This is a genomic window from Massilia eburnea (assembly GCF_009720745.1).
In the GTDB taxonomy this organism is placed as follows: Bacteria; Pseudomonadota; Gammaproteobacteria; order Burkholderiales; family Burkholderiaceae_D; genus Rugamonas; species Rugamonas eburnea.
This window is the reverse complement of the sequence record NZ_WNKX01000077.1, coordinates 1-445: the sequence shown is the minus strand read 5'-3', so window position 1 is coordinate 445 and position 445 is coordinate 1. Positions and strand designations below refer to the sequence as shown.

Below are 445 nucleotides of genomic sequence, written 5' to 3'. Positions count from 1 at the left end.
GCCGGCCCGGGGCTCGGGCCAGCCGGCGCTGGGCGGCGCCCGCATCCTGCTGGTGGAAGACAATCCGACCAACCAGGTGGTGGCGCGCGGCGTGCTGGAGCCGGCCGGCGCGCTGGTGACGGTGGCGGAAAACGGCCAGCAGGCGGTGGACCTGGTGCGCGCCGCGCCGGACGCATTCGACCTGGTGCTGATGGACGTGCAGATGCCAGTCATGGATGGTTTCGAAGCGACGCGCATCCTGCGCCAGCAGCTTGGCTTGCGGATACCGATCCTGGCGATGAGCGCCGGCGTGCTCGATACGGAGCGCAGCCGCTGCGTCGAGTGCGGCATGGACGGCTTCATCGCCAAGCCGGTCGATTACGCGCAAATGCTGGCCGCCATCGCCGGCCACCTGCACGCCGGCGCCGCGCCTGGCCAGGCGCGCAGCCCTGCGCCCGCCCAGGCG

General features: G+C 72.6%; 1 protein-coding gene. It reads left to right on the top strand.

The window, feature by feature from the left end; translation table 11 throughout:
* On the top strand, window positions 1–445 hold a 445-nt coding region (locus GM658_RS28640), incomplete at both ends, for a response regulator (RefSeq protein WP_155457512.1).